Annotated in this window: 20 protein-coding genes; 16 read left to right on the top strand and 4 right to left on the bottom strand. The window is 35.9% G+C overall.

Going from position 1 to position 23,775, the window contains the following annotated elements; genetic code table 11:
- Window positions 1–207: 207 nt before the first annotated feature.
- From CLOCL_RS12355 to CLOCL_RS12345, 3 genes are all read right to left on the bottom strand, one after another.
- The gene (locus tag CLOCL_RS12355) at window positions 208–1,425 is read right to left on the bottom strand and encodes an IS256 family transposase (protein WP_014255666.1); all 1,218 of its coding nucleotides are present in this window, start codon (window positions 1,423–1,425) and stop codon (window positions 208–210) included.
- A 79-nt stretch (window positions 1,426–1,504) separates the two neighbouring features.
- Window positions 1,505–2,998: a hypothetical protein gene (locus tag CLOCL_RS21125; RefSeq protein ID WP_014255665.1), complete on the bottom strand. Its 1,494-nt coding sequence runs from the start codon at window positions 2,996–2,998 to the stop codon at window positions 1,505–1,507.
- A 6-nt stretch (window positions 2,999–3,004) separates the two neighbouring features.
- Window positions 3,005–3,556, bottom strand: coding sequence for an RNA polymerase sigma factor (locus tag CLOCL_RS12345; protein WP_014255664.1), 552 nt, complete (start codon window positions 3,554–3,556; stop codon window positions 3,005–3,007).
- 495 nt (window positions 3,557–4,051) lie between these two features.
- Between CLOCL_RS12345 and CLOCL_RS12340 the strand changes: the two genes are divergently transcribed.
- The 16 genes from CLOCL_RS12340 (at window position 4,052) to CLOCL_RS12265 (ending at window position 23,079) form a co-directional block, all read left to right on the top strand.
- On the top strand, window positions 4,052–4,900 hold the full coding sequence (locus tag CLOCL_RS12340) for a PIG-L deacetylase family protein (RefSeq protein WP_014255663.1): 849 nt from the start codon (window positions 4,052–4,054) through the stop codon (window positions 4,898–4,900).
- A 101-nt stretch (window positions 4,901–5,001) separates the two neighbouring features.
- Window positions 5,002–5,289 (top strand): Asp-tRNA(Asn)/Glu-tRNA(Gln) amidotransferase subunit GatC, encoded by a 288-nt coding sequence (gene gatC, locus CLOCL_RS12335; RefSeq protein WP_014255662.1) that lies wholly within the window; start codon window positions 5,002–5,004, stop codon window positions 5,287–5,289.
- Between the two features lie 77 nt (window positions 5,290–5,366).
- A complete protein-coding gene (gene gatA / locus CLOCL_RS12330) occupies window positions 5,367–6,836 on the top strand; it encodes an Asp-tRNA(Asn)/Glu-tRNA(Gln) amidotransferase subunit GatA (protein WP_014255661.1) in 1,470 nt (489 codons plus the stop codon).
- A gap of 1 nt (window position 6,837) precedes the next feature.
- Window positions 6,838–8,268, top strand: coding sequence for an Asp-tRNA(Asn)/Glu-tRNA(Gln) amidotransferase subunit GatB (gene gatB / locus CLOCL_RS12325; RefSeq protein WP_014255660.1), 1,431 nt, complete (start codon window positions 6,838–6,840; stop codon window positions 8,266–8,268).
- A 410-nt stretch (window positions 8,269–8,678) separates the two neighbouring features.
- Window positions 8,679–9,671 carry a phosphate acetyltransferase gene (gene pta / locus CLOCL_RS12320; RefSeq protein ID WP_014255659.1) on the top strand — a complete coding sequence of 331 codons (993 nt, stop codon included), beginning with the start codon at window positions 8,679–8,681 and terminating at the stop codon, window positions 9,669–9,671.
- 85 nt (window positions 9,672–9,756) lie between these two features.
- On the top strand, window positions 9,757–10,950 hold the full coding sequence (locus tag CLOCL_RS12315) for an acetate/propionate family kinase (RefSeq protein ID WP_014255658.1): 1,194 nt from the start codon (window positions 9,757–9,759) through the stop codon (window positions 10,948–10,950).
- A gap of 786 nt (window positions 10,951–11,736) precedes the next feature.
- Window positions 11,737–12,231, top strand: coding sequence for a YceD family protein (locus CLOCL_RS12310; protein WP_014255657.1), 495 nt, complete (start codon window positions 11,737–11,739; stop codon window positions 12,229–12,231).
- A 58-nt stretch (window positions 12,232–12,289) separates the two neighbouring features.
- A complete protein-coding gene (rpmF, locus tag CLOCL_RS12305; RefSeq protein ID WP_014255656.1) occupies window positions 12,290–12,469 on the top strand; it encodes a 50S ribosomal protein L32 in 180 nt (59 codons plus the stop codon).
- A 210-nt stretch (window positions 12,470–12,679) separates the two neighbouring features.
- Window positions 12,680–14,050, top strand: a complete 1,371-nt coding sequence (locus CLOCL_RS12300) for a DUF512 domain-containing protein (protein ID WP_014255655.1) — start codon at window positions 12,680–12,682, stop codon at window positions 14,048–14,050.
- A 38-nt stretch (window positions 14,051–14,088) separates the two neighbouring features.
- Window positions 14,089–15,411: a ribosome biogenesis GTPase Der gene (gene der, locus CLOCL_RS12295; RefSeq protein ID WP_014255654.1), complete on the top strand. Its 1,323-nt coding sequence runs from the start codon at window positions 14,089–14,091 to the stop codon at window positions 15,409–15,411.
- A 5-nt stretch (window positions 15,412–15,416) separates the two neighbouring features.
- Entirely contained in the window at window positions 15,417–16,061 is a 645-nt protein-coding gene (gene plsY, locus CLOCL_RS12290; RefSeq protein WP_014255653.1) for a glycerol-3-phosphate 1-O-acyltransferase PlsY, read from the top strand.
- A gap of 18 nt (window positions 16,062–16,079) precedes the next feature.
- Window positions 16,080–17,102: an NAD(P)H-dependent glycerol-3-phosphate dehydrogenase gene (locus CLOCL_RS12285; RefSeq protein ID WP_014255652.1), complete on the top strand. Its 1,023-nt coding sequence runs from the start codon at window positions 16,080–16,082 to the stop codon at window positions 17,100–17,102.
- A gap of 293 nt (window positions 17,103–17,395) precedes the next feature.
- Window positions 17,396–18,877 (top strand): stage IV sporulation protein A, encoded by a 1,482-nt coding sequence (gene spoIVA / locus CLOCL_RS12280; RefSeq protein WP_027622826.1) that lies wholly within the window; start codon window positions 17,396–17,398, stop codon window positions 18,875–18,877.
- Window positions 18,878–19,792: 915 nt separating this feature from the next.
- Window positions 19,793–21,175: an ABC transporter substrate-binding protein gene (locus tag CLOCL_RS21120; RefSeq protein ID WP_014255650.1), complete on the top strand. Its 1,383-nt coding sequence runs from the start codon at window positions 19,793–19,795 to the stop codon at window positions 21,173–21,175.
- A 106-nt stretch (window positions 21,176–21,281) separates the two neighbouring features.
- On the top strand, window positions 21,282–22,199 hold the full coding sequence (locus CLOCL_RS12270; protein ID WP_014255649.1) for a carbohydrate ABC transporter permease: 918 nt from the start codon (window positions 21,282–21,284) through the stop codon (window positions 22,197–22,199).
- Window positions 22,200–22,218: 19 nt separating this feature from the next.
- Complete coding sequence (locus CLOCL_RS12265) at window positions 22,219–23,079, top strand: carbohydrate ABC transporter permease (RefSeq protein ID WP_014255648.1); 861 nt, start codon at window positions 22,219–22,221, stop codon at window positions 23,077–23,079.
- A 153-nt stretch (window positions 23,080–23,232) separates the two neighbouring features.
- On the opposite strand, the gene CLOCL_RS12260 is transcribed toward CLOCL_RS12265, so the two are convergent.
- Window positions 23,233–23,739, bottom strand: coding sequence for a DUF6106 family protein (locus CLOCL_RS12260; RefSeq protein ID WP_014255647.1), 507 nt, complete (start codon window positions 23,737–23,739; stop codon window positions 23,233–23,235).
- Between the last annotated feature and the right edge of the window lie 36 nt (window positions 23,740–23,775).

The following is a 23,775-nucleotide window of genomic DNA, read 5'->3' as shown; positions in this document are numbered from 1 at the left end:
AAGGTTTACAGAATATTGTTTTTTATTGCCTTTCCATTGTATATTATTGCCGGATTTATTAAGTTTTATACATAAACTTGATTAAATCTGGCAATAATCATTTATAATGGTCAGTATTAGCCTTTTAAACCTATATTTTTAATTTTGTGAGGTCTAGCCCATCCGGCGATGAGGATGAGCCCTTGAGGGCGGTGGGGGTGAATGCTCTTAAATATACTCTTCCAGCCTACCTGGATATTGGATTACCAATTGGCTAAGTACTCTATCCCAGTTTTTGTAACGTTGTGTCCATTTTTTTACTACATTCATTGATGCTAAATATAAAATCTTTTCTAGTGAACTGTCTGTTGGAAATATTGTTTTTGTTTTTGTGACCTTACGAAACTGACGATGTAGTCCTTCAATTATATTTGTAGTATAAATTATTTTTCGTATTTCTTCTGGAAATTTGAAAAATGGACTTATAACATCCCAGTTATTTTCCCAACTACGTATTGCAAAAGGATATTCCTTTCCCCACTTTTCTTTAAGTTCATAAAGTTTTTCTAATGCTATTTCTTCATTAATAGCATGATATACTTCTTTGAAATCATTACTAAATGCTTTTAGGTCTTTGTATGGCACATACTTAAAAGAATTTCTCAGCTGATGTATTATGCAACGCTGCACTTCAGATTTTGGATATGCAGCATTTATGGCTTCCTTAAGTCCGGTAAGTCCATCAACACAAAAAATTAAAACATCCTGTACTCCTCTATTTTTAAGGTCATTCAGTACACCAAGCCAAAATTTTGACGATTCATTATCACCAATCCATATCTCTAAGATATCTTTATATCCATCAATAGTAACTCCTAGAACAACGTAAGCTGCCCGGTTTGTTATTCTTCCTTCATCCTTTACCTTATAATGAATTGCGTCCATAAATATAAAAGAATATATAGGTTCAAGAGGTCTTTGCTGCCATTCTTTTATTTCTGGAGCAATTCTGTCAGTAATCTTGCTAACCATCTCCGGAGACAGGCTGAATCCATAAAGTTCTTCAATTTGTTGACTAATATCTCTTGTAGACATTCCCCTTGCATATAGAGCTATAACTTTTTCCTCAATTCCGGAAACATTACGCTGATATTTTGGGATAATTTTAGGTTGAAATTCTCCTTTACGATCTCTAGGCACTTGTATATCAATTTCACCAAACTCACTTTTTATTTTTTTTGGTGTATAACCATTACGGCTATTATCGGTATTTTTATTTGCCACATCATCTTTTGCATAACCCAATTCTGCTTCAAGTTCTGCCTCAAGCAGTTCTTGAATAATATCTTTAAAAATGTCTTTTAGATATGCATTTACATCTGATACGCTTTGGAAATTATTTTCCCGAACTAATTGCTTTATATGTTCTTTTGATAGTGTTGACATAAAATTCTCCTCCTTAGCTTTTCTTATTAGAAATTCTTGCCAAGAAGGAGAACATTCAATCTCTTATACACAAGATTTTTTACATCCTCTTATATTCAAATAGTTTTCTTTTTTCATTCTCGTTTCTGTAGTAAGCTGTGAAAATATTTGAGTCATTTTCAAATAAAACACCATCAGCATTAAGTTCCAGATTGATATTGCTTACCTTGATGTAACCATCCTCATACTCATATAGATAAGTATATGGAGCTGAGCCTGAACAGGAAATTATTTCTTCCTTACCGTCTTTATCTATATCCCTTTCTATACCTCTTCCATTTACAGTCAGAAAATTATTGGGTTTGCCGTCATGGAACAAATAATAACTTGTTTTACCAAAATAAGATCCTCCTACTATACCATATATTCTTAATAGCTTAAGATTGCAATAGTTGATTTCTTCAATCGAAATTGTGTTGGGATATTCTTCTAACTGAATCGCAGATACTTCACCGAGGTCGTAGTAGGTATCGTTTATTTTAATTCCTCCATGTAGAAATTCATCATCCCTTGAATTTTTGAATATAAATACTATCACACCGGCAATATTTTTTTCAGTATAAATTTTTTCTATAACACTTTTATCTATTACTTCAATACTTTGCGTAACATCTACATTTTTAAATTCCAAAGGAATAGATTCGTGAAATATTGTAGGACTTGGTGTTGATATATTGGAATGGGACAATTGATCCATATAAAATTCTCTAGCCTTATTCAATGTTTGAACCTCCAGTTCATCAACAGCTTCATTGCTACTGTAATTTCCGGTATTTATTTCTTCTAAAACGTCAGGTGGAAATAAGTTTTTTTGTTCATCACTATGATCATCATATTTTAAAGGGTTTTTAAAGTCTACAACCTTATAAATTCCATCAATTTTCTTTATAGTTATTGAAACCGGAACCACTGCACCGGTTCCTTCTTCCAATAGACCGTCTGTACAATAATATTCCTGTGCAAGTACCATTAAATATTGTGTAATTAGGCTATCCTCTTCGATTTTTTTTATAGTTTTATATGCGCAAAATACTTTTCCCGATTTGGGTGGAAACAGGTTAGATGCAATGTATTCCTCAGTAAGCTTATCAATATCATATTCATTGAATGAATCCTCTTCTCTGTCAACTGTTGTTGAATTTTGAGATTCGATTTCAGACGAATTATATTTATCTATTGATGATTTGCTAAATGGAAAAAGTGATTTTGTCGTTATGAAGAAAACAATTATGACAGCGGCAGTTAAAATTATCTTTAATTTAGGTGCATTTTTATAAAATATAAAACCAATTCGATATTTTAAGCTATGACTCTTATAGCGGTTTTCATCAATGCGGACAATCAAATTGCTGTAAAGATCTTTAGAATATTTTATTTCTTTTTGCATTAAATTATCTGCAAGTTTTAAAGCTGTATAATTTTTATTGCATTTGGAGCACTTTTCAATATGGTGTTCCAACTCTATTTTAGATTTTTCATCCATAGTATCTTCAATTAGCTTAACCAAATCCTCTATGTTATAATTACATTTCATACGCATTCAACTCCTTCTGATACTTTTTAAACTCGTTACATATTTTTTTCTTGCCCGATAAAGCCGCATCTTTGCATTTTCCGGCGAAGTTCCGGTGATATTGGCTATATCGGCAATTGAAAGATCTTTTACATATTTCAATACGAAAGCTATTCTATAATCATAATTCAGCTCATTGAGAATCTTTAAAATTTGCAGACAGTTTTCTTTATTTTCATATTTTATCTCCGGATTATTGGAGTCGTTATACAAATCATCTAGCGGAAATTGAGAAAGTTCCCTGGTACGCAACCTTTTGTTTTTCTTCCAGTAATTCTTAAGTAAATTTGTTGCAATTTTATAAATCCAAGTGGAGAATTTCCATTTGTCATTATACTTGTACAAATTTTTGTAAACACAAATAAAGGTTTCTTGCAAAAGATCGTCTGAATCTTCTTTTGATAAGGTCATTTTAAGGAGGAAAGAATATATTTTGTCTTTGTATAAATTGACTAAAGTCTCGAAGGATTTCATATCGCCCTCAAGAGATTTTGCAATTAGTAATTCTTCTTGATTCAATTAATTTAAACCTCCCTCAAAAAATTAGTGCTTTTAAACATAATTTATTTTTGTCAGTCAGCATTGGAATTTAGATTTTCCTTTTTAATATCTTATACAATAACAACTGTAAATTGGTAACAAGGAATGAAAATATTTTATCATGTTTTGACAATAAAAATGGTTTTTGCAGATACAATATAATCGGTCAGGTTTTTTACGTGTATATGTTAATGGATTAGGTTTATCTTTTGATACATTATACGGAAGATACTTGAAGCAGCTTTGAAATTGTTGTAGAATTCCATCTATAAGCTATAGCACGTATAGTGTTCCACTTAAGTTTCTACTGTTTTTCAGCATAGTTTGTTCCGGTGATGATTATAGGTTCTGCATTTTGCTTAGTTTTTTAGAAATGAGTTATGTTCAAAAGTACTTAGATATCAAATATATTAAATTAGAAAGACCTTAATACATTTTAGTTCATTACAGTTCAAAAAATGAAGGTGAATTGACATGAAGCTTAATAAAAGCACTGCTGAGTATTTTGTATTTGATAATGCACCTTTGGATAAAGCCATTGGACGCACAACACACATGGCTGTAGCAGCACATCAGGATGATACTGAAATAATGGCCTATGACGGAATACAAAAATGCTTCGGAAAAGAAGACCTGTGGTTTACGGCAGTTGTGGTCACTAATGGAGCCGGAAGTCCGAGAAACGGCATTTATCAAAAATACACCGATGAAGATATGAAAAGAATAAGAAAAATGGAACAGAAAAAAGCGGCATTTGTTGGGGAATATGGCTTTTTGGCAATGCTGGATTACGAGAGTGCCGAGGTTAAGGACAAGCATAACAGGGAACCGGTGGAAGATTTGAAGCAGATTATTTCAATGGCAAGGCCCAAGGTTATATATACCCATAATTTGGCGGATAAACACAGTACCCATGTTGCTGTAGCTTTAAAGCTTATCAGCGCTCTAAGGGAATTGCCGGAAGAAATAAGACCTGAAAAGCTATACGGCTGCGAAGTGTGGGGAAAGCTGGATTGGGTGAAGGATGACGAAAAAGTGGTTTTTAACGTTTCGGACCATCCTAATATAGCACAAAGCCTTTTAGGGGTTTTTGACTCACAGATTTGCGGCGGAAAGAGATACGATCAGGCTGCTTTGGGAAACAGGCAGTCAAATGCCACGTTTTTATCGGCCTATAATGTGGATGTATATTCATCGGCAATACTGGGCATGGATCTAACTCCCCTTATCAGGAATGAAAATATGGATATTGCAGAGTATATAAAAGGATATATTGATAGATTTTCTGAAGAGGTATCGGAGAAAATTAATAAAATGATATGATTGATTTTGGCAGGAGCAAATGTACTCCCGTAGATAAAGGTATAATTGACGCAGTATGACACATTTTATATAATAATCATAATAAAAAGGAGGGGAAAATTGTGAAAATTACCGAAGAGACTATTGAACATGTTGCAAATCTTGCTAGATTAAATCTTTCCGAGGAGGAAAAGAAAGCACTGGCTTCAGATATGGAACAAATCATATCCTATGTGGACAAGCTTAATGAACTTGATACATCCAATGTGGAACCTACAAATCATGTTATACCCATAACCAATGTTTTTAGGGAGGATAAATCGGAAGCATCCTTTCCCAGGGAAAAGATTCTTGCCAATGCACCTTCCAGCGAAAATGGATGTTTTAAGGTGCCTAAAATTGTAGAGTAGAATTTATTTAAAAGTTAATCGTGACATGATTAAATTTTGGCATGCAATGTTTAAATGCTTATTAAGGAGGAAGAAAGGTGGAGTTATACGAACTTACGGTTCACGAACTGAGTGATTTGATAAAGGAGAAAAAAGTAAGTGCCGTAGAGATTACAAAATCATTTTTGGAAAGAATTGAAAAGATAGATTCCAAAGTCGGAAGTTACCTATCTGTTTTAGGCGAAGATGCCGTCAAAAGAGCTATGGAAATTCAGGAGAAAATCGACAAAGGCGAAGCAAAATCCCCTCTTTCAGGAATACCGGTTGCAATTAAAGATAATATTTGTACAGAAGGAATAAAAACAACTTGTGCATCAAAGATGCTGCACAATTTTGTACCTCCCTATAATGCCACTGTAATCAAAAAATTGTTGGATGACAATGCTGTCATTATAGGAAAGCTTAATATGGACGAGTTTGCAATGGGAGGTTCTACTGAAAATTCATATTTTAAACCTACAAAAAACCCTTGGGATTTGGAAAGAGTTCCCGGAGGTTCAAGCGGAGGTTCTGCCGCTGCAGTTGCTGCTAACTTGACAGCCTTTGCCTTAGGTTCGGATACCGGTGGATCAATAAGACAACCTGCGTCTTTTTGCGGAGTTGTGGGAATAAAACCTACATATGGGGCAGTTTCGAGGTTTGGTTTGGTCGCTTTTGCATCATCCCTTGACCAGATTGGTCCTTTAACCAAAGATGTTACCGACTGTGCCGTTGTTTTAAACTGTATAACAGGTTATGACCCGATGGATTCCACTTCAGCAAAGGTGGAATATCCCGACTATACCAAAGCACTTGTCAATGATGTAAAAGGTTTGAAAATAGGGATTCCGAAGGAATATATGGGTGAAGGCCTGAACTCTGAAGTACGAGAGGCTGTGTTAAATGCTGTAGAAGTATTGAGAAAGCTTGGTGCTCAATGTGAGGAGTTTTCACTTCCTCTTACTGAATACGCTATACCGGCATATTATCTGATTTCATCAGCGGAAGCCAGCTCAAACCTTGCAAGGTATGACGGTATAAAATACGGGTACAGGGCAGAAAAGTTCACCGATTTGCTGGATCTTTACAAGCAGACGAGAAGTGAAGGTTTCGGTACCGAAGTAAAGAGAAGAATAATGTTGGGTACTTATGCTCTTAGCTCCGGTTACTATGATGCCTATTATAAAAAGGCTTTACAGGTTAGAACCTTGATTAAAAAAGGCTTTGATGAAGCTTTTGAAAAATATGACGTTATTTTGGGGCCAACCGCTCCCACAACAGCATATAAACTTGGTGAAAAGGTAAACAATCCTCTTGAAATGTACTTGGGGGACATTTACACCGTTTCGGTAAATATTGCAGGACTGCCGGGGCTGGTTGTACCCTGCGGATTCGACAGCAAGGGGCTTCCCATAGGGCTTCAGCTTATAGGCAAACCTTTTGACGAAAGTACATTGCTTAAAGTGGGATATACCTTTGAACAAAATACCGACTGCAATAAAAGGGCAAGTCTTGGAGGTGAGTTGTAATATGGAATATGAAATAGTAATTGGTCTTGAAGTTCATGCCGAACTTTCAACAAAGTCAAAAATATACTGTTCTTGTACAACGGAGTTTGGAGGAGAACCGAACACTCACGCTTGTCCTATTTGTACCGGTATGCCTGGAGTACTTCCGGTTTTGAATAAAAAAGTTGTTGAATATGCTGTAAGAGCAGGGCTGGCTACTAATTGTCACATTGCTGAATACAGCAAGCAGGACAGAAAAAACTATTTTTATCCCGATTTGCCGAAGGCTTTTCAGACTTCCCAGTATGATCTTCCGTTGTGCTCAAACGGATATATCGATATCGAAGTGGACGGAAAGACAAAGAGAATAGGCATTACAAGAATTCATATAGAGGAAGATGCCGGAAAGCTTATGCATGATGAATGGGATACAGCTTCTCTTATTGATTATAACCGATGCGGTGTGCCTCTGATAGAAATTGTTACTGAGCCGGATATGAGGTCTGCCCAGGAGGTCAGAGCTTTTCTTGAAAATCTCAAGGCAATACTTCAATACATTGATGTATCCGACTGTAAAATGCAGGAAGGGTCATTGAGAGCAGATATAAATCTATCGGTAAGGCCTGTAGGACAGAAGGAGCTGGGTACAAGGACCGAAATGAAAAATCTGAACTCTTTCAAGGCTATAGTGAGAGCTGTTGAAGGAGAAGCAAAGAGGCAGATAGAAGTTTTAGAGAGCGGAGGAACCATTATGCAGGAGACACGGCGCTGGGATGATGCCAAAGGCATAAGCTATGCCATGAGAAGCAAGGAAGAGGCCCATGATTACAGATATTTTCCTGAACCCGATCTTATGCCTATAGTGGTTGATGAAAAATGGAAACAGGAAATAAAAGACAGTTTGCCGGAACTTCCTGAGGCGAGGAAAAAGCGTTATATCAGCGAGTATGGACTTCCTGAATATGATGCTTCAATACTTACTGCATCAAAAGCATTGGCTGATTTCTTTGAAGATGCCGTAAAGAATACCGATAATGCAAAAGCTGTAAGTAACTGGATAATGGGAGATCTTTTGAGAATGCTCAAGGAAAAGGAGATGGAAGCCGAGCAGATTCCTTTTCCGGGTGCATACCTTGCCAAACTGGTTACACTCATCGATAAGGGGATAATTAGCGGAACCATTGCTAAAAAAGTATTTGAAAAGATGTTTAGCCAGGGCAAGGATCCGGAAGTAATAGTAAAAGAAGAAGGTTTGGAAGTGGTAAGCGATGAAAGTGCTCTGGTGGCAGTTGTCAAAAAGGTCCTTGAGAACAATCCTCAATCGGTGGCAGATTATAAGAGTGGAAAGGAAAAAGCTTTCGGATTCTTAGTAGGACAAGCAATGAAAGAAACAAAAGGCAGAGCAAACCCGCAACTGATAAATAAAATATTAAGGGAAGAGCTGGAAAAATAAAATAATGCGGCTGATATAGCCGCATTTTTCTTGCATTTTTGAACTATAGAGCAAGTTTTTAGGATATGTCAACTTTTTATTTCAATAATGATAAACTGAATTTTTCAGACTTAATTCAAGATTATTTACGTAAAAAAAGAAAAAATAAATTAACTCAATCTTGTATACAATAAACAATTTGTATATAATTAATAGCTGGTGGAATAAAGGTTTTAAGGTATCTGGTACTATTACCTGGTGATAATTATAATTAAAATTTTAGGAAAATCTAAAAATACACAAGTGTTTTTTATAAAAAGCAGGATGGAATTTCAATGGAGCACTGTAATCGAAAAAAACGGTAAAAGTGCTCTGGGGAATTGACATAATTGCAAAATATTTTGAATAAATAGACTGAAAGGGGTTAAACTATGGGTTTTTTAGAACAAATTATTGAAAGGGCAAAGTCCGATGTTAAGACAATTGTACTTCCTGAAAGTACAGATTTAAGGGTGCTTAAAGCAGCATCTATGATTTCCGAACAAGGAATTGCAGACGTAGTACTTGTAGGGGATGAAGCAGAAATCAAAAAACTTGCGGGAGATATTGACTTATCAAAAGTTGCAATTGAAAATCCCAATACTTCCTCGAATTTTGAAAAATATGCAGAAGCTTTTTGTGAACTTAGAAAATCTAAGGGAATGACTATTGAAGAAGCCAGGGAAACAATGAAGAACCCCCTCTATTACGGCGTTATGATGGTTAAACAAGGGCAGGCAGACGGTATGGTAGCAGGTGCAATCAATTCGACTGCAAATACATTGAGGCCTGCTCTTCAAATTTTGAAAACGGCACCGGGGACAAAGCTGGTATCGGCATTCTTTGTAATGGTAGTTCCAAATTGTGAATACGGTCATAACGGAGTTTTCGTTTACGGGGATTGCGGTCTTGTTGAAAATCCTGATGCAGACCAGCTTTCAGAGATTGCAATAGCTTCTGCCAAATCCTTTAAGCAGTTGGTACAAGCTGAACCTCAGGTTGCAATGTTGTCCTATTCAACCTATGGCAGTGCAAAGAGTGAATTGACTGAAAAAGTGATTAAGGCAACCCAGCTGGCAAAAGAAAAAGCACCACATCTTGCTTTAGATGGTGAATTACAGGCTGACGCAGCACTTGTGGAAGCTATCGGTAAATCAAAAGCACCGGGCAGCAATGTGGCAGGAAAAGCAAACGTTCTGATTTTCCCTGACTTAAATTGCGGTAATATTGCTTATAAGCTTACTGAGAGACTTGCAAAAGCTGAAGCCTATGGTCCTATAACACAGGGTATAGCAAAACCTGTTAACGACCTTTCAAGAGGTTGTTCTGCGGAAGATATTGTAGGAGTTGTTGCGATAACTGCAGTTCAGGCTCAAAATGCTTAAGGGAAAATGAAAAATTTTACCGGATTAATGGGATAAAAAGGATTGAATCTGTCAATCCAAAAATATAGAAATGGGAGATGTTAAAATGAAAATATTAGTTATAAATACGGGCAGTTCCTCGTTAAAGTATCAGCTTATTGATATGACTAATGAAAATGTTCTTGCAAAAGGGGTATGTGACAGAATCGGTCTTGAGCATTCTTTTCTGAAACATACCAGAATCGGAAGCGATCCTGTTATTATTGAAAAGGATTTGTATAACCACAAAATTGCCGTACAGGAAGTTTTAAGTGCTCTTACTGACAGCAAAACCGGTGTTATATCCAGTATGTCTGAAATAGCCGCCGTTGGACATCGTATTGTTCATGGAGGAGAAAAATTTAAAGAGTCGGTTATAATTGATGATAATGTTATGGCTGCAATAAAAGAGTGCGTTGAACTTGCACCTTTGCACAATCCGGCAAATATAATCGGTATTGAAGCATGTCAGCAGATTATGCCCAATATACCGATGGTTGCTGTTTTTGATACTGCATTCCATCAGACTATGCCGCCTTATGCTTATATATATGCACTTCCTTTTGAGATATATGAAAAATACCGCTTGAGAAAATACGGTTTCCACGGAACTTCCCACAAGTACGTAGCACATAGAGCTGCCGAAATGCTCGGAAGGCCTATAGAAGAATTGAAGATAATTACTTGTCACTTGGGTAACGGGGCTAGCATATGTGCCGTTAAGTACGGAAAGTCCATTGAAACATCAATGGGATTTACTCCTCTTCAGGGTCTGGCTATGGGTACAAGAAGCGGAACAATTGACCCGGCTGTTATATCCTTCCTGATGGAGAAAGAAAAGATGTCGGTAAAGGATATAAGCGACTTTTTGAACAAAAAATCGGGAGTACTCGGAGTTTCAGGTGTAAGCAGTGATTTTAGAGATGTCCAGGAAGCTGCTGAAAACGGAAATGAAAGAGCAAAACTTGCTTTGGATATTTTCTGCTATAAAGTAAAGCGCTTTATTGGAGATTATATGGGTATATTGAATGGTGCTGATGCGGTTGTATTCACTGCCGGAATCGGTGAAAACAATGACCTGGTAAGATCAATGATATTAAAAGATATGGACTTTTTGGGTATTGTTATAGATGAAGAAAAGAATAAAGTAAAAGGCAAGGAAATTGATATAAGTGCGCCAGGGGCAAGAGTTAAGACACTTATAATTCCAACCAATGAAGAGCTTGCCATAGCAAGAGAAACTAAAAAGCTGTTGAGCTAATGTACAATCCGAATATATAAAAAGGTTTATATTTAAGCTCCTTTTATGGAATATGGGTATTTTGCATCTGTATTTGATAAAGGGAGCTTATTTAATTTTATTTTTTTGGTTCAATATTTCAAATTGATTCAAAAATACGTTTAAAATATTGGCTTTAAGTTTTATGGATATGGACGCGATTTCTTTGAATTGATTTTTCGGTAAAAGGCTATCTGATATAACTTTTACTCTTTTATACATTTTTTTGTAGTTTTGTTACAGTAGTAATATTTTTCAATTATTCTAGAATTTTTTGCATCAAAAAGTTAGTCATTTCCAAAAATTTTGAGGATAGGATTTTAGTTGGTGAAAATCTGAAGATTAGGATTTTGAAACTACTTGCATCCTTTAAATTAAGCAGAAGTGGAAGGCATTCGGAAGGAGGCCTTTGGCAATCTCCGCATATATGATATTACATCAACATAGGTTACTGATAAAATCAGGAATACAAGTTATGATAACAAGGGAATAATAATTCAGAGCTATATGGAAAATAAAAACCGAACTGATAAAGACGCTAATGGTTTCCTTTAAAGAAATAAGAGTTTTACGGTGGTTCAGAAAGCAGTGAATATAACGACAAGAATAGAAGTATTATCGTATAGTTTGGATGTTTGTAACGTATTATTGGCCAAAAGTTAAGAAACTAAAAGCAAACGTTGTAACTTAAAAATCCTTATGTGTCGTTATTGACAAAAGTTGCATTACTTAGTATAATATCATCTGTCGGTTTTAAGAGGTGACTATATGAAGGTTGATATTTCGGATATACTGAAAGTTAGTGGTGCATCACTTGTTGTTGAGATGGAAGAATTGCTTGACGGCTTTGATGAATTGGATGAATTTGTTTTTGATACACCGGTTAAGGTAAATTGCAGATTAACCAATATGGGTGGCATTATAAAAATGGACGGACACTTAATGGTGAATTACAAGGTTAAGTGTTCGAGATGTTTAAAAGATATCCAATCATCGTTGAGAACAGAACTTAAAGAAGAATTTGCTCAAGAAGGACAAACTGAGGATGATGACAGATATACTTATGCTGACAAGGTCATCGTGCTCGATAAAGTTTTGAAAGACAATATTATATTGAATCTTCCAGCCAGACAGATTTGTAAGGATGACTGCAAAGGGTTGTGCCCTAAATGCGGTATTGATCTTAACAATGGGAGATGTAATTGCAGTGAAGAGGAAACAGATCCTCGGATGGAAGTACTTAAGAATTTCTTCAAAGATTAGAAATTATTTAATTTATATGCAAGTGACGTTTGTATTGTGATGAGGAGGTGTGTTATACATGGCAAACCCAAAGCGTAAATGGTCAAAAGCAAGAACAGGTAGCAGAAGAGCTAACTGGAAATTGTCAGCACCAAATTTGGTTGAGTGTCCACAGTGCCACGAGCTTAAAATGCCACATAGAGTATGTAAACAGTGCGGTTTTTATGATGGTAAAGAGGTAATTAAAGTTGGATACTAATAAATTTTAGCAAAAAGCAGCAGTAATTAACTGCTGCTTTTTACTAAGCAAATATCTCGCTTTACGGTTACACACAATAAACTGAAAAAGTTTATAAAAAGTGCAAGTATATTCGAGTTTAAGGTCTGGTTAAAATCGCGTATTACAGGCCTTTTTGATTAATATAAAAGTTAAAATCATTTAAAATGTATTTATATCAGGAGGTATCCATTGAAAGAACGTATTATACCTGTCAAGAATATTTTGCCCGGAAGTATTGCCGAAGAGGCCGGAATTGAGGCAGGAGATATGATTTTAAGCATAAATGGTGAAAAAATCAGGGATATTTTCGACTATCAATTCTTAATTACCAACGAAAACTTAATGGTTGAGATTCTTAAACAAGATGGCGAAGTATGGGAAATAGAAATTGAGAAAGACGAGTATGAAGACCTTGGTATTGAATTTGAAAATATGATGCTTGATGATGCCAAAAGTTGTAATAATAAATGCATTTTCTGCTTCATAGACCAGTTGCCGAAAGGGATGAGAGATACTCTCTATTTTAAAGACGATGATTCCAGACTTTCTTTTTTTATGGGGAATTATGTTACTCTCACCAATATGAGCTTTGATGATATTGACAGGATTATAAAGTATAAAATGTCTCCTATAAATGTGTCGGTTCATACAACCAATCCGGACCTTAGAGTTTTTATGCTTAAAAACAAGAAAGCAGGAGATGTTGTCACAAAAATAAAAAGGCTTATTGATGGCGGAATCGAAGTTAACTGTCAGATAGTTTTGTGCAGAGATATAAATGATGAAGAAGAACTGGACAGGACAATCAACGAGTTGGGTTATCTTTATCCCGGCGTTAAGAGTATTTCGGTTGTCCCTGTGGGCATAACAAAGTATAGGGATGGATTAACCAGCTTAGAGCCCTATGACAGTGAATCGTCGCTAAAAGTTATAAACCAGGTAGAAGCATGGCAGAAAAAATTTAAAGAACAGTTCGGCTCAAGAGTTGTATATATTGCCGATGAATTTTATATTATGGCAGGAAAAGATATTCCTGATTACGAGGAGTATGAAGATTTTCCTCAAATTGAGAATGGTGTGGGACTCATTGCACAGTTAAAAAAAGAGTTTGAGGAAGCATTGGAACAATTGGATTCAGAGTTTGAGTGTGAAGGAAAAAAGCATAATACTGCAAAGGATTCTTCTTTGAAAAAGGAAATGAGAAATATAAGCATAGCCACAGGAGTTTCTCCTTATTCGTATATAAAAGAAATGGCAGGAGTTCTTGAAAATAGATTTAAAAATATAAATATAAATGTTTATAAAATAGAAAACAATTTTTTTGGGAAAAATGTTACAGTGACAGGATTGCTTACAGGACAGGATTTAATTGAGCAACTTAAGAACAAGGAACTCGGAGATGAACTGCTGATTTCACGGTCTATGCTGAAAGCAGGGGAAGATATTTTGCTTGATGACTATTCTGTAACCGATCTTGAACAAAAGCTTAAAGTCAAAATAACTGTTGTTGACAATGACGGCAAAGATTTTATTGTAAAAGTACTCGGAAAAGTTTTATAATATATTGAGCCAACGATATATAATTGGAGGGGAAGATTTTGTCTAAACCGATTGTTGCAATTGTTGGAAGACCTAATGTGGGAAAATCAACTTTTTTTAACTATCTTGCGGGAAAAAGAATATCGATAGTGGAAGATACTCCCGGTGTTACAAGGGACAGAATATATACCGAAGTGGAATGGAGAAACAGAAAGTTTACTCTTATAGATACCGGCGGAATAGAACCTTATTCTGAGGATAAGATTATGAAGCAGATGAAGAATCAGGCTGAAATAGCCATAGAAACTGCTGACGTTATTATCTTCATGGTTGATATGAAGGATGGACTTACAGCTTCGGACAGAGAAGTGGCTACAATGCTTAGAAAATCCAAAAAACCTATTATTCTTGCTGTAAATAAAGTAGATAAGGTGGGAGAACTTCCTGCTGAAGTCTATGAGTTTTACAATCTGGGAATGGACAATTTAATGCCGATATCTTCAATACATGGACTTGGAGTAGGAGATTTACTGGATGAGGTATTTAAGTATTTCCCTGACGAAGCAGAGGAAGAATACGACGAAGAAGTGATAAAGGTGGCTGTTGTGGGTAAGCCGAACGCCGGTAAATCCTCACTCATTAATAAGATTTTAGGTGAAGAAAGAGTCATTGTAAGTGATATACCCGGAACTACTCGTGATGCCATCGATACATATGTAGAGAATGAAGAAGGCAAGTTTGTTTTTATAGATACAGCCGGTATAAGAAGGAAGAGCAAAATTACTGAAAATATTGAAAGGTACAGTGCTATAAGATCCTGGACTGCCATTGAAAGAGCCGATGTGTGCCTTATAATGATTGATGCTGTGGAAGGTGTCACTGAACAGGATACAAAGATTGCAGGCTATGCCCATGAGCAGGGAAAAGCATCAATTGTTGTTGTAAACAAATGGGATCTGGTGGAAAAGACTACCGGTACTTTGGAAGAATATCGCAAGACAGTGTTGGAGAAGCTTGGTTTCATGCTGTATGCACCGGTTGTATTCATATCCGCCAAAACAGGGCAGAGAGTTGATAAAATTTATAATCTTGTAAAATATGTTGCCAACCAGGCGGCTTTAAGAATTACAACAGGGGTTCTTAACGATTTGCTCAATGAAGCTATTGCTATGGTTCAGCCTCCGTCAGACAAAGGCAGAAGGCTTAAAATTTACTACATGACGCAGGCAAGTGTTAAACCTCCGACTTTTGTATTGTTTGTAAACAATATGGAACTTATGCATTATTCCTATGAGAGATATTTGGAGAATCAACTTAGAAAAAGCTTTGGATTTGAAGGTACACCGATAAGATTTCTGATAAGAGAGAAAGAAAAGGAGTGACATTTGTGGAGGTAATTATAAAGGGGTTTGTTTCTTTATTGATAGGATATTTATTGGGAAGTGCCAATACATCGCTTATTGTGGGGAAATTTTACAGAATTGATGTAAGGCAGCACGGAAGCGGTAATGCAGGTTTAACCAACACTTTGAGAACTATCGGCAAAACAGCTGCACTCTTTGTCATACTGGGTGATATATTAAAGGGAGTTTTATCTTGCCTTATAGGATATTATCTCTTAAAAGATGTACAGTTTGCAGGTTTTGTGTCCTTTGAAGTTCCCCAGAATGTAGGCATGTTTTTTGGGGGATTGGGAGCTATTTTAGGCCATAATTGGCCCTTATACTTCGGATTTAAAGGCGGAAAAGGAATACTTACCAGTTTTTCGGTTGTAATGATGACTGCGCCATACATAGGGCTTATTTTACTTGGGATTTTTATTGTCATAGTTGCCGCAACCCGATATGTATCTTTAGGATCAATTGCCGGTTGTGTTCTTTTCCCGATACTTGTAGCAATCTGTTATAAAAACATGGTTTTTGTGACTTATGCAGTACTGTTGGCTGCAATTGCTATAATAAGGCACAACCAAAATATTGTTAGGCTGTTAAACGGTACCGAGTCAAAACTCAGTTTAAAGAAGAAAGCTTAAGTTAGGGGGCTGATGTCTATGAGTAAAAATATAGCAATTATTGGAGCCGGTAGTTGGGGAACAGCTCTATCCGTTCTCCTTGCGAAATCGGGTCATAGCGTGAAAATGTGGTCGATTTTTAAAGAAGAAGTGGAAATGATTAATAAAGTTAGAGAACATATAGATAAACTTCCGGGAGTGCTGATTCCTAATGGAGTTAAAGCAACGGATGATGTTGAAGAAGCTATAGACAATACCCATCTTTTAGTGATGGTTGTTCCTTCCCATACCGTCAGGACAAATGCAAAGGAAATATCAAAGTATGTGAAAGATGGGACGATAGTGGTGTCCTGTTCAAAAGGAATAGAGGAAGGAACAGGATTAAGACTTTCGGAAATTATAAAGCAGGAAATACCGCAATGTGAAATTGTGGCTCTGTCGGGGCCCAGTCATGCGGAAGAGGTCGGGAAAGATGTTCCGACAGCTGTTGTAGCTGCATCGGAAAATATAAAAGCGGCTGAATATGTGCAAGATATATTTATGTCTCCTAAATTTAGAGTGTATACCAATTCCGATATAATAGGAGTTGAACTGGGAGGAGCATTGAAGAACTCTATTGCCCTTTGTGCTGGTATATCCGATGGATTGGGTTTTGGCGACAATACAAAGGCAGCATTAATGACCCGTGGAATTACCGAAATAACAAGACTTGGTGTGTCTATGGGTGCAAGAAGGGAAACTTTTGCAGGATTAGCCGGAATTGGGGATTTAATTGTTACTTGTACAAGTATGCATAGCAGGAACAGGCGTGCCGGAATTCTCATTGGACAGGGCAAATCCCTTAAAGAAGCAGTTGATGAAGTAAAAATGGTAGTTGAAGGCGTAGTAACTACAAAGGCAGCTTATGAGCTGGCAATGAAGAAAGATGTGGTGATGCCTATTACCACTGAAGCATATAATGTTTTATTCAATGGAAAAAATGCAAAACAAGCTGTGGTAGATTTAATGATGAGAGATAAAAGGAATGAAGTGGAGATAATGGATGAAAATGCCTGGCTATGAATATTGGAATGTTCTATGACAAACAATAAGGATTTTTAATATGCAAAAATAATCAAAATGTGTGGGTAAAATATTGATATTACCGACACATTTTTTTTGTCCTTTTTGTAATAATAAACGATTAACCTAAATATATTTATATTGATAAGGGTACTAGTACCTAAAACTTGAGTTTTACTTTTTTTAGCGAAAGACCGTTTAATGCGGCAAGATTAGTTTTAGTTGCTGACTTGAGTTTTAGGGAAATGACTTTGAACTTGACAGTTTCAAATAAAAGTAAGGGGGGTTTGCGGGTGGAAAAATATAATATATACCAGCAAATATCAGAAAGAACACAAGGAGATATTTATATAGGTGTTGTAGGTCCTGTTAGAACAGGAAAGTCAACGTTTATAAAAAGGTTTATGGATTTGTTGGTATTGCCCAATATCGAGAATGAATTCTCAAGAAACAGAGCTAATGATGAGTTGCCGCAAAGTGCTTCGGGACGTACGATAATGACTACCGAACCTAAATTTGTACCTAATGAGGCTGTTCAAATTTCTCTTGATGAAAATGTACAGTTCAAGGTAAGATTGGTGGACTGTGTGGGTTATCTGGTAAGAGGTGCTTTAGGACATATAGAAAATGATGCGCCTAGAATGGTATCAACTCCGTGGTTTGAACACCAAATTCCTTTTGCTGAGGCAGCTGAGATTGGTACAAAAAAGGTTATTAACGACCATTCAACTATTGGTTTGGTTGTTACAACCGACGGAAGTATAACTGATATAAGCAGGGAAGATTATGTTGAGGCAGAAGAAAAGGTGATAAAGGAACTAAAAGAAATAAACAAACCCTTTGTTGTTATTTTAAATTCAAAAGACCCTACAAATTCTGAGACTGAAGTGCTTAGAGTTGAGTTGGAAGAAAAGTATGGTGTACCGGTAATAGGAGCAAATTGTGCTCAGCTAAGGATTGAAGACATAAACGGAATAATGGAAAGAATATTACTGGAATTCCCTATAAGCGAAATAGGAATTAATATCCCGAGATGGATTGAAGGACTCGACGACAACCACTGGTTAAAGGTTGACATGATTAATTCCATAAAAGAGACGTTTGCCGGAATAACTAAAATAAGAGAAATAAAAAGCAGTTTGAACAAATTCGGCGATTATAAAGAATTTATAAAAAGGGCACAGATTGACAGCATAGATTTGGGCACAGGTACTGCTTTGGTGGAGATTAATGAGACTGATGGTTTGTTTTATAGTGTCCTGAGTGATATTACAGGATTGGAGATTGAGGATGAATATAAGCTTATCAGCCTTATGAAGGATATGGCAAGAATTAAGAAAGAGTATGAGAAAATAGAATATGCCCTTCATGAAGTAAAAATGAAAGGCTATGGAATAGTTACTCCTCAAATGAATGAAATGTCTCTGGAGGAACCTGAAATAGTCAAACAAGGTAATCGATTCGGGGTCAAACTCAGAGCCAGTGCACCATCAATTCATATGATACGTGCTGATATTGAGACAGAGATAGCTCCTTTAGTAGGATCGGAAAAACAGTCGGAAGAACTTGTAAATTACCTGCTTAAAGAATTTGAAAACGAGCCGGAAAAGCTTTGGCAGTCCAATATTTTTGGTAAGTCTCTGCATGAGCTGGTAAGCGAAGGGCTTCAAAACAAGTTGTACAGAATGCCGGAAGATGCACAGTTCAAGTTACAGGAGACACTGCAAAAGATAATTAACGAGGGCAGCGGTGGATTAATCTGCATTATACTGTAGGCTTCAAGCCATTGTTCGGAAAGTTTTTGAATAAGAGCGATACTTAAAAATGAACAAAGGGAAGTAGAGAAATTATGGTGCTGATAAAAGTGGCTCTAAACCACTAAAAAATAGGTACCATAATTTCTTTAAAAAACTTATCTGAAGGCTTAACATAAAGACAATTTAGACTTTTTGATAAATTTTTCTTGACTTTATATACCGTTTAGTTCTATTATTAAGTTGGAACCATTAATTTTTTAGTTAAATAATCTATATAAAAAAATTTATTGAATGTTAGTTTTTAGATATATATCTATTTGATGGGGGTAACTTTAGAAAGTTAATTTCTATAAATTTAATATCTTTAAGATTTTAAAGACAAATTGCATAGTATAATTACCAGGATTACATAGTTGTTTAGGGGAAGTGCTTTTAATATCTTAAATAGAGAAAAATGTAGAAAAAATATACTATATGGTAGAAAAAATACGAAGAATAGCATATATTGTGGTATATTGCTTAAAAATGACAGTTTCTCTACGTTGTATTATAGGGGGTAAATAAAATAATATTAATTTATAATATATTAATAAGCTATGTGCCATCGTAATAGTAGTTTTCGGATAGCTAATAATGAATAAGTGGGGATGCAGCATAAGTTGACAAGCAATGTGTTACTTTTTTGTGCAGGCAAAGTGTGAAAGATTAATTTTTGGAGCTTGACAATCCTTAGAGGCAGCTATATAAAGAGATAGATAATTTTAGATGTATTTGACGAAATTGAGCAAAAATATATAATAGGGCTGCCAAGAAGTTGAATTTTTTACTTATTTGATATAAAATAACTTTAAGTGATTAATCCATACTAAATTATATATAAATATTTGTATGGTTTAATAAAGAAAACTTAAAAAAAACTAAGGGGGACAAAACATGAATAGTAAGTTTTTACAAAGAGCTGCATCTTTGGCACTAAGTGGTCTTATGCTTACTTCTCTGATGGCAGGCTGTGGAGGAGGAAACACAAATCCGCAACCGACAAATGCACCAGCTACAAATGCTCCAGCAGGCACAACAGATGAAGGACAGCAGGCTAAAAAGCGTGAAGATTTCACAGGAAAATTAATTATCGCACACTTTAACAAGGACGAGTCAGAACCACTTGTTGAGACATTTAAAAAGGCGTATCCGAATGTACAAGTTGAATTGCAGGTTACTGCAGATACCAATGGTGCTTATCAGACTTTAATAACTACCGCTTTGAGATCCGGTCAGGATGTACCTGACGTATTCGCAGCAGAATCAGCTTTCGTTAAAAGATTTGTTAACCTTCCTGATGCATACGAAGATCTTTCAAAATACATGAGCGTAGATGATTTAAAATCTAAATTAGTTCCTTATACCGTTGAAATCGGTACTGACGACAACGGCGTAGTTAGAGCATTATCCCACCAGGCAACAGCAGCTGCTGTAGGTTACAAGAGGGAAATGGCTAAGAAGTATTTCGGAACAGATGATCCGGAAAAAATCGGTGAATTATTCTCATCAGCTGATAAAATTGTTGAAACAGGTAAAAAACTTGTACAGGAAAGCGGAGGAAAAGCAAAACTCTTCCCAGGTATGGCTGAATTAATGAGAATGTACTTAGGTGCTCGTGAAAAAGGTTGGGTAGTAGACGGTAAATTAACTATAGATGATAAAGTTAAAGAATTTGTTAAAATAGCAAAAGAATTGAGAGATGCAGGCGCTGAGGGTGGTATGGAAGCATGGACACCTCAGTGGTCAGCAGCAGTTGAAGATGATATTCACTTTGCATACGCAATACCAACATGGGGTATTCCATGGATAATCGATGTTAACCAAGCAGAAGAAAATAAAGGAAAAGGTAACTGGGGTCTTGCAAAAGCACCTGCTCCATATACTTGGGGAGGTACCTGGTTCGGAATGTACAGCAAGAGTCCAAATAAAGAACTTGCTTGGGAATTTATAAAATTCATTACACTTGATGAAGAACAATCAGTAGCTTGGGCTAAGCAAAGCGGTGACTTCATCAGTAACCGTGCAGCTATTGAAAAATTGTCAACTGATCCAGAAATGATAAGCAAAACAGTAAATCAGAACCCATATGAATTCTTTGGACCGATGATTACCGGTATCAATGGTAGAATAATTACACAATATGATGACACAATTACAAATGCATTCCAGGATGCTATGCTTAGCTATCTTGCCGGTAACACTACTGAAGATCAAATGTGGGCACAGTTTAAGGATCAGGTTAGAAGCGACCTTGGAGACCAAATAACAGTTGAATAATTGGCACTAAGGTATTAAGTGTACTAATCTGAAGGCAACTATTGCCCTATTACCCCCCTGTGATGGGTAATAGGGCAAACAATTAATATGGGGGAGGTTATATTCTTTGCTTAAGAGATTAACAAGAAATGATAAATACGCCCTTTATGGATATTTGTTTATATTTCCTTTTTTTGTAATTATGTCTATCTTTATAATCTTTCCGATACTTAAAACCTTTTATTTAAGTTTTACAGATTGGCAAGGTGCTACAACACCTCCTGTATGGGTAGGATTTAAAAATTATAGAAGGCTCTTTGAAGATATTGCAAAAGGCGGAATTTTTCTTCAGAGTATAAAGAACACCTGGATACTGTGGATTTGCAACGTTATTCCTCAGTTTGTAGGTGCTTTGGCATTAGCTGTATTATTAACGGATAAAAGCAATAAGATTAGAGGTAAAGAATTTTTTAGAGCTATCTATTACTTGCCTAATCTTATTACCATGGCATCAATAGCAGCATTGTTCTCATTCCTTTTGGGATATCCCAATGGTGCGGTTAATGATTTATTATTGGCTTTGAAGATACTTAAAGAGCCATTTTATTTTCTGCAAAATGTCTGGGCGACAAGATTATCAGTTTCAACAATATTGACTTGGATGTGGTTTGGATACACAATGATTATATTTATGGCGGGAATAAAAGCTATTCCTGAAGAGTTGTTTGAAGCTGCCAGGGTTGATGGGGCAAATAAGTGGCAGACTTTTAGATTTGTTACTCTTCCACAGCTTAGGTCTATAATGACTTACCAAGTTGTAACCTCAATCATCGGTGGATTAAGTATGTATGATATTCCACAAGTTTTGACTAACGGAACAGGAGCTCCCCAAAATAAAGTAACAACAATGGTAATGCACATATATAGGCAAGGATTCACAAACTATAATTTGGGATATGCTTCCGCTGTAGCTATAGGCCTTTTTGTGCACATATTTATTGTCGTTCTTATTGCTCTGAAATTTATTAATCGAAAAGAAGCTTAATTAGGGGGGATAGTATTTAATGAGTGCGTTGGCCGTAAAAAAATATAAAAGCAGTAGCAGCAGGATTGGTATAGGGGATATCCTTTTATATATTTTTTTAATTGGACTGGCAGTTATATGCTTTCTACCGTTCTATTTTATGATAATAAATTCAACTCATAACAACCAAGCTATTGCACAGGGATTGAATCTTCTTCCCGGGAAATATGCTTGGGCAAACTATTTGAAAATGAAAGAAAGGGTTAATATTTGGAGAGGCTTTTTAAACAGCCTGTTTGTATCCGGAGTAGGAACTGCCTTACTCGCTTATTTCGGTACATTAACTGCATATGGTTTTTCAAAATATAAATTTGTGGGCAATAAGGCTTTGTTCTGGGTGATATTGTGTTCTATGATGATACCACCCCAGCTTGGTGTAATCGGTTTTTATGATGTAGTACAAAGACTGAATCTGTTGAATAACTTATGGGCTCTTATAATTCCAATGATTGCAAGTGCGCAGTTTGTTTATTTTGTAAAGCTGTATCTGGATTCTACACTTCCGGATTCAATAGTTGAGTCTGCGAGAATAGACGGAGCAACCGAATTCGGTATATTTAACAAGATGGTATTGCCAATAGCAACTCCTTCTATTGCAACAATGGGAATGTTCAACTTTATAAACTCATGGAACCAACTGTTGATTCCTCAGATAGTTTTAAGAAAAGAACATCTTCATACAGTACCGATTCTTGTTGCCAATGCTAAAGGGGTTTACAGAACAGATTTCTCAGCGGCTTATATGGCAATTGCCATTTCAGTTGTGCCTATTTTGATAGCATTCGCCGTATTCTCTAAATATATAATCGGTGGAGTTACTGCAGGTTCTGTAAAAGGATAATTGAAAAAGATTTTGATAGACATAAGATAAATATAGACAGTGAGTAGAAAATTCTACTCACTTTTTTTATTGCGAATCGAATAGATTGTGTAGAAAAATATATAGGCTGTGTAAAATCATATAATAAAAAGGAAGCTTTTATGCTTCCCATCTTTATAAAAAAGCTTTTCTGTTCAATGACCTAATTTTGTCTATAATTTTTTCACAGGGTTCAAAATAAACAATTGTTTTTCTGTCATTGTAGTTGGATATAAAGAAGTATACATCCTGGGACTTCATTGAGCTTACCGCATGAATTTTATTCATCTCATCGTTAACAAATCTTTTATGTCTTTCGCTTGATGCTTTGTCCACAACTTCAAACTGTCTGCAGCTGCCGTAAAAAATTCTTTTCCTTCTTTTTTTGGCAATTATTTTGGAGATTTCCAGGTCACCGTTTGTAAGAGAATACTCGTATTCAATGTTTCGCGATGTAATAATCCGGTAACCTATATATCCAATAATAGTGACTAGTCCCACTCCTACCCCAAACAGAACAGGGCCGGTCATAAGTATAATTAAGAAAGCAATAATAAAGGAAATTATAATGGTTGCTAAAATAATCAAATAATCCACATAATCCTTCTTTCTGGCAACAATTCTTTCAATAAATAGATCCATTTTATCCTCCCGTAATTTTTATTTTAAATTCATTAT

Source organism: Acetivibrio clariflavus DSM 19732 (assembly GCF_000237085.1).
GTDB classification, from domain to species: domain Bacteria; phylum Bacillota; class Clostridia; order Acetivibrionales; family Acetivibrionaceae; genus Acetivibrio; species Acetivibrio clariflavus.
The sequence above is the reverse complement of the archived record's forward strand: the minus strand, read 5'-3'. Positions and strand labels throughout refer to the sequence as shown.